Below are 6,881 nucleotides of genomic sequence, written 5' to 3' on the forward strand. Positions count from 1 at the left end.
TTAATATTTTAGAGATTTATATACGTTTACATATGCCGCTGCAGAGGTATTCCAAGAATGATCTATCGACATTATTTTTTTTATATTTTTTTTAAACTCCTTATTAGAGTAGTAATTTGTCGCCTTTGCAATTGCAGAAGTTACTTTTTCTACGGTAACCCCATGGTGTACAATTCCGAAACCATTGGCGTTCTCAATATCGATAATGGTGTCTTTTAAGCCGCCAACAGCGTTGACAATAGGTACTGTTCCGTAGCGTAAAGAATACATTTGATTCAAACCGCAAGGCTCTACGCGGGAGGGCATTAATAGGAAGTCTGCACCGGCATACATGATATGGGCAAGTTTTTCGTCATACCCAATAAAAGTATTGAAATTTTCTTTTGGGATTGCTGCTAATTCAGCTTCTGTAGCTGGATGTCCTGAACCAAGCAGAAGGATGGAGATGCTGTTGTTCGCAAGTGCTTCTTTAAAAATTTCAGAGAACAGTTCTGCACCTTTTTCACCGACCAATCGGCCAATAAAGGTAAATAACGGTTTTTCGACGTCGAGATTAAACGTTTCGCAGAGCCACTTTTTATTTGCTTTCTTACCAGAGATGGCGGTATTTTTTGAATAATTTTTTAACAGTCTTTCATCTGTCTCAGGATTCCATACATTCCAATCAATACCATTTAAAATACCACTGCATTTGTTACTCTCTTGGAGTAACAAGTCTTCTAGTCCGTTTGCCTTGTGCTTTAGTTCTTCCATGTAGGTGGGAGAAACGGTAGTTACCTGCCAAGCACATTTGATAGCTGCTGCTAGGGAGTTGATACTGCCATCCCAGTCTAAGAGTCCAGTTTTTTCGTGGTTAAAAGGGGGAATTAAATGACCTTGCTCGTGTGGAAACCATCCCTGATACTGTGCATTGTGAATGGTTAATACGGTGGGGATGTTTTTCAGCAATTCATATTTAAAACTACAGGACAGCATAAAAGGAATCAATCCTGTATGATGGTCGTGAACATGTACAACATCTGGTTTCTCTTTCAGCGTTAGAATCCAATCTAAAGTGGCAATTTGAAAAGCTAAAAAACGTTGGGTATCATCATCGGAGTATACAAAGTCTGTGTAGAGTAAATCGGGCACGTCAACACAGAAAAGGTCGAAGCCAAGTTGATTATTTGTGAGCCTAAGTATTTTGAAATGATAATATTCGTGCCCTAGAGCGATGTAGTGTTCGTGAATAGTTTCAAAGCTATTATTTTGTGTAAATGTATTGTTGTAATAAGGCATCACTACGCTAGCGGTAGGGCCTAATTCTTTTTGGTACTTTGGAAGTGCACCAACAACATCTGCAAGTCCACCAACTTTAGCTATCGGAAAACATTCTGCACTGATATGTAATATTTTCAATATTTGTAATTAGGTGGTTAGTTTCTCAATTTACAAAATATTTTTCCAGTAGTACCGTAGATTTTAATTATTACTATAAGTTTAATGCTATTGTAAATCTGCTACACATAAAGTATCTTTTGCAGCAATATGTGGTGATTGTTTATGAATTCCGCTGTTTATTGATCTCATCTTGTAGTGTTCTTCTTAGCTTTTGCTCTCTTTCGATTGATTTCCTTCTATACTGCTCAAATTCAAAATCAAGATCTTTTAAATCATTTTGAGCTTTATTAGAAAGGGTATGGTTGGTCGTAAATTTAAATATAAAGAACAGTAGTGCAAAGATTAAGGTCAGTATGAAAGTCCATAAACTAAGATTATAGTTGGTTTTTCTTATAGATACACCAAATAAAGAAATATCATTTTCTTTTTTTATAGAGGCCTCTAGATCTAAAGAAAGGGAAGTAAGAAGCTCCTGGCTTTTAGCGCTACTTGCGCGCGCTGTGATCAATAAATTATTTTTTTCTGAGAGCTTTTTCTTTGCTGTTTTTAAAGAGTCTAATACATTTTGTTTCAGTTGCATGTAAGACTCCTTACCAATAATCTTATATGCCTGGTAGGTGTTAGAAACGCGATAAAGTGCGTTAAATTGACCATTCAGGGAAGTGTCTTCTAGCGCAGGTTCCTGAGCAAAGGAAACAAATGTTATTAGTAAAGCTACAAATGTAAATGGATTTAATTTCATTTTTATAATTTTTAAAGGCAGTTTTAAAATAATGAAGATAATAAAAAACCCAAACGAAAACGTTTGGGTTTTTTTATAAGCAAGTAATTTATATTTATTTGATTTTTTCTACAACTGCCTTAAAAGCTTGTGGGTTGTTCATCGCGAGATCTGCTAAAACCTTACGGTTTAGCTCGATGCTGTGCGCTTTTACTTTACCCATAAACTGAGAGTAAGACATTCCGTGTAAACGAGCTGCAGCGTTGATACGTACAATCCATAAAGAACGAAAGTTTCTCTTATTGTTTTTGCGGTCACGGTATGCATAAAGCATTCCTTTTTCAACTGCGTTTTTTGCTACTGTGTAAACGTTTTTTCTACGTCCAAAGTACCCTTTTGCTGCCTTCAAGATTTTTTTTCTTCTTTTTCTTGAGGCTACTGAATTTACTGATCTTGGCATAATTTCAATGTTTTTTGTAGTAGGCGATTCTTTTAGGAATACTTTTTAATTTTTGCCTATCTCCATGGTTAATAATAAAATTCCCTGTGTAAACTTATTTCAAGTTTAACTGTTGCATAATGTTAGACTTATCCGCTTTGTGTACTAAAGTGTCATGAGTCAACCTTAATTTACGTTTTTTCGACTTCTTTGTTAAGATGTGGCTTTTAAACGCGTGCTTTCTTTTGATTTTCCCAGAGCCAGTAACTTTAAATCGTTTCTTGGCGCTAGATTTGGTTTTAATTTTAGGCATCTCTCCTTCGTTTTTATCTTGCTTATAAGATTGTTATCCTACTTGACTTTTAAGTTTTTGCAGGTGTTTCGAAATTTTTATTTCATTTTTTTCGGAGCGATGAACATAATCATGCGCTTCCCTTCTAATTTTGGCAATTGTTCTACTTTACCAACTTCCTCTAACTCTTGCGCTAATTTTAATAATAAAATTTGCCCTTGTTCTTTAAAGATAATAGAACGTCCTTTAAAAAATACAAATGCTTTTAACTTCGCTCCTTCTTGTAAGAACTTTAGTGCATGCTTCTTTTTAAACTCATAATCGTGCTCATCTGTTTGAGGTCCAAAACGGATTTCTTTTACAATCACCTTTGTGGCTTTTGATTTTAAAGACTTCTCACGCTTTTTTTGCTCATACAAGAATTTCTTGTAGTCAATTATTTTACAAACGGGGGGTTTCGCTTTGGGAGAAATTTCTACCAAATCTAGTTCCTGTGCTATGGCCATCTCTTTAGCTTTCTCTAAAGGATAGACACCCACTTCGATATTTTCGCCCACAAGACGAACTTCGTCAACATATCTTATTTTTTCATTAATCCTATGTTGATCTTCTTTGATTACTCTTAACGGTCTTCTCGACCTGCTTCTACGTATTGCTATGACCTATAGATTTTAAATTTAACTTGTGGTTTTTTCACGACCTTTAGCTTTTATTGATATTCAAAATTAATTAAAATTTCTTCAATGTCTTACTTTCTTCTGTTTTTATTAAAGAAATAAATTCTTCAATGGTAAAGGTTCCAATATCTCCTTCTCCGTGTTTTCGCACTGAAACGGTACCTTCTTGTTCTTCTTTTTCGCCAACAATCACCATATAAGGAGTTTTGCTAACTTCTGCATCTCGTATTTTCCGTCCTGTTTTCTCATTTCGGTTGTCTGCGAGGGCGCGAATTTCGGAATTTTCTAGCGATTCTAAAACTTTTTCTGAATATTTTTGATATTTATCGCTGATTGGCAATAATATAACTTGATCTGGAGTCAGCCAAAGAGGGAAGTTACCACCAGTGTGTTCAAGCAATACTGCGATAAAACGCTCCATAGAACCAAAAGGTGCTCTGTGAATCATAACAGGTCTGTGCAGTTGATTATCTGCTCCTTTATAGGTTAAATCGAAACGTTTTGGTAGATTATAGTCCACTTGAATGGTTCCAAGCTGCCAACTTCTGCCCAAAGCGTCTTTTACCATGAAGTCTAATTTTGGTCCGTAAAAGGCAGCTTCACCTTCTTCAACAACAAAGCTTAAGCCTTTATCTGTTGCAGCGCTTATGATAGCATTTTCAGCAATTTCCCAAGTTTCAACATCACCAATGTATTTTTCTGGTGTGTTTTTATCTCGGATAGAAACCTGTGCAGTGAAATCTTCAAAACCCAAAGAGCTAAATACATACAAGACCAAGTCAATTACATCTTTAAATTCTTGGTCTAATTGTTCCGGAGTACAAAAGATATGTGCATCGTCTTGTGTAAATCCTCTTACGCGCGTCAATCCGTGGAGTTCGCCACTTTGTTCGTATCTGTAGACAGTACCAAATTCGGCAAAACGCTTTGGCAAATCCTTGTAAGAGTAAGGTTTAAAATTATACACTTCACAATGATGGGGGCAATTCATGGGCTTTAATAAAAACTCCTCGTCCATTTTAGGCGTTTTTATCGATTGAAAACTATCTGCACCGTATTTTTCGTAATGTCCAGAGGTAACATACAATTCTTTCTGACCAATATGGGGTGTCATGACCATTTCATACCCTGCTTTTTTCTGGGCTTTTTTTAAGAAGTCTTCCAGGCGGCCTCTTAATGCAGCCCCTTTGGGAAGCCACAAAGGCAGTCCTGCACCTACTTTTTGAGAGAATGTAAATAATTCTAATTCCCTTCCAAGTTTTCTATGGTCTCTTTGTTTGGCTTCTTCAAGAAGTGCCAAGTATTCTGTCAGTAGTTTTTGTTTCGGAAAGCTAATTCCGTAAACTCTTGTCAGTTGTTTGTTTTTTTCGTCGCCACGCCAGTAGGCTCCAGCAACACTTGTTATTTTAATGGCTTTAATAATTCCGGTATTTGGAACGTGTCCTCCTCGACAAAGATCTGTGAAATCACTGTGATCACAGAAGGTAATATCACCATCTGTCAAGTTCTCTATCAATTCAACTTTATAGGGATTGTCTTCTGCTGCATATTTAGACAAAGCATCAGCTTTAGAAACAGATCGGATAGAAAACTCGTGTTTTCCGCGGGCAATCTCCAAAAACTTAGTTTCTAATTGTTTGAAATCTTTGTCAGAGATTATGTCTTCTTCTAAATCCACATCATAGTAGAAACCATTGTCTATAGCAGGTCCAATCGTTAACTTTGCTTTTGGATAAAAATTTAAAATAGCCTCTGCTAAAACGTGTGCTGAGGAATGCCAAAAAGCTTTCTTTCCATTAGTATCTTCAAACGTGTATAAAATTAGCGAACCATCTGTAGTTAAGGGGGTCGATGTTTCAACGGTGGTTTTGTTAAAATTTGCAGAAATTACGTTTCTGGCAAATCCTTCACTGATGCTTTTTGCAATATCCATTGGAGTGCTGTTCTTAGCAAATTCCTTAATAGTTCCGTCAGGTAAAGTAATTTTAATCATGTAAGCTATATAAATTAGGATCGCAAAGATATTGGAAAACAAAATTTTACACAATATATATTGATACTTATTACCTTCAGCTTTCTTTTAAAGTTCTTTTAAAGCGTGTAGTGATTTTGAACACGTTGAATTGTGTGTGAATTAGACGTTTGAGAGCAGAGGAGATGCTGTTGCGCTTTTTTATCTTTACAAGCGCTTTCTGTGTTTAGGCATTTGAAATAATGGAGGTTTTAATTTTAGACAATTCTCAATTTGGGCAGAACGATTCTAAGTTTAAGGGGGTTTGTTTTTTTATGAGGCTATACTTATGGATCAGAGAACTCTTTTTATGTATTTTAAGTCGTTTTTTTTTGTTTGGTGTCGGTGGGTGTTTTTTTTTGCTTTAAAAAGTTGTTTTTTAACACCCCTATTTTCAGGGTATTGATTGGTTCTTGAAAAATAATTATAAATTAGTGAATAAAAAGACTTGTGAGATTAAAAAGGTGTTGTATATTTGCACCCGCTAACAGATATAGCAAAACGTTCACAGAGATAATGGCATTGATTTTTAGTACAAAGGTCATCTAGTTCGATTCTAGGATTTCTACAAATTAGGGTATATATTTCTTGTTTCAAGGCGAGGGATTATGATTCTAAAAGTTCATTGAAAATATTGAAATTGACAGCGTAATTAAAGAGTAGAATAACCACATTATTTATAATGTAAATTCTTTTGAAACTTATTCATTCATATTATTTAAAATATACAATGAAGAGTTTGATCCTGGCTCAGGATGAACGCTAGCGGCAGGCTTAACACATGCAAGTCGAGGGGTAACATTGTGCTTGCACAGATGACGACCGGCGCACGGGTGCGTAACGCGTATAGAACCTACCTTTTACAGGGGAATAGCCTTTAGAAATGAAGATTAATGCCCCATAGTATTGAGACTTGGCATCAAGTTTTAATTAAAGATTTATCGGTAAAAGATGGCTATGCGTCCTATTAGTTAGTTGGTAAGGTAACGGCTTACCAAGACATCGATAGGTAGGGGTCCTGAGAGGGAGATCCCCCACACTGGTACTGAGACACGGACCAGACTCCTACGGGAGGCAGCAGTGAGGAATATTGGACAATGGAGGCAACTCTGATCCAGCCATGCCGCGTGTAGGAAGAATGCCCTATGGGTTGTAAACTACTTTTATACAGGAAGAAACACTGGTATGTATACCAGCTTGACGGTACTGTAAGAATAAGGACCGGCTAACTCCGTGCCAGCAGCCGCGGTAATACGGATGGTCCGAGCGTTATCCGGAATCATTGGGTTTAAAGGGTCCGCAGCGGTCTATTAAGTCAGAGTGAAATCCCATAGCTCAACTATGGAACTGCCTTTGGATAC

General features: G+C 36.5%; 6 protein-coding genes and 1 other annotated feature. All 6 genes read right to left on the reverse strand.

Translation table 11 applies throughout. The features are described 5' to 3' along the window. The 6 genes from PI23P_RS06110 to thrS all read right to left on the reverse strand — a co-directional run bounded on the left by PI23P_RS06110 (nt 1) and on the right by thrS (nt 5,502). On the reverse strand, nt 1–1,398 hold the full coding sequence (locus PI23P_RS06110; protein WP_004569891.1) for a glycogen synthase: 1,398 nt from the start codon (nt 1,396–1,398) through the stop codon (nt 1–3). A gap of 142 nt (nt 1,399–1,540) precedes the next feature. After that, nucleotides 1,541–2,122: a hypothetical protein gene (locus PI23P_RS06115; RefSeq protein ID WP_004569892.1), complete on the reverse strand. Its 582-nt coding sequence runs from the start codon at nt 2,120–2,122 to the stop codon at nt 1,541–1,543. A gap of 94 nt (nt 2,123–2,216) precedes the next feature. Beyond that, the gene (gene rplT, locus PI23P_RS06120; RefSeq protein WP_004569893.1) at nt 2,217–2,561 is read right to left on the reverse strand and encodes a 50S ribosomal protein L20; all 345 of its coding nucleotides are present in this window, start codon (nt 2,559–2,561) and stop codon (nt 2,217–2,219) included. Nucleotides 2,562–2,655: 94 nt separating this feature from the next. Next, nucleotides 2,656–2,853 (reverse strand): 50S ribosomal protein L35, encoded by a 198-nt coding sequence (gene rpmI / locus PI23P_RS06125; protein ID WP_040857158.1) that lies wholly within the window; start codon nt 2,851–2,853, stop codon nt 2,656–2,658. A 77-nt stretch (nt 2,854–2,930) separates the two neighbouring features. Next, nucleotides 2,931–3,449 (reverse strand): translation initiation factor IF-3, encoded by a 519-nt coding sequence (gene infC, locus PI23P_RS06130; protein WP_081439186.1) that lies wholly within the window; start codon nt 3,447–3,449, stop codon nt 2,931–2,933. A gap of 112 nt (nt 3,450–3,561) precedes the next feature. Further along, a complete protein-coding gene (thrS, locus tag PI23P_RS06135; RefSeq protein ID WP_004569895.1) occupies nt 3,562–5,502 on the reverse strand; it encodes a threonine--tRNA ligase in 1,941 nt (646 codons plus the stop codon). A gap of 753 nt (nt 5,503–6,255) precedes the next feature. Beyond that, nucleotides 6,256–6,795, forward strand: a sequence feature (16S ribosomal RNA rRNA prediction is too short). The last annotated feature ends 86 nt before the right edge of the window (nt 6,796–6,881 follow it).

Source organism: Polaribacter irgensii 23-P (assembly GCF_000153225.1).
Taxonomy (GTDB): domain Bacteria; phylum Bacteroidota; class Bacteroidia; order Flavobacteriales; family Flavobacteriaceae; genus Polaribacter; species Polaribacter irgensii.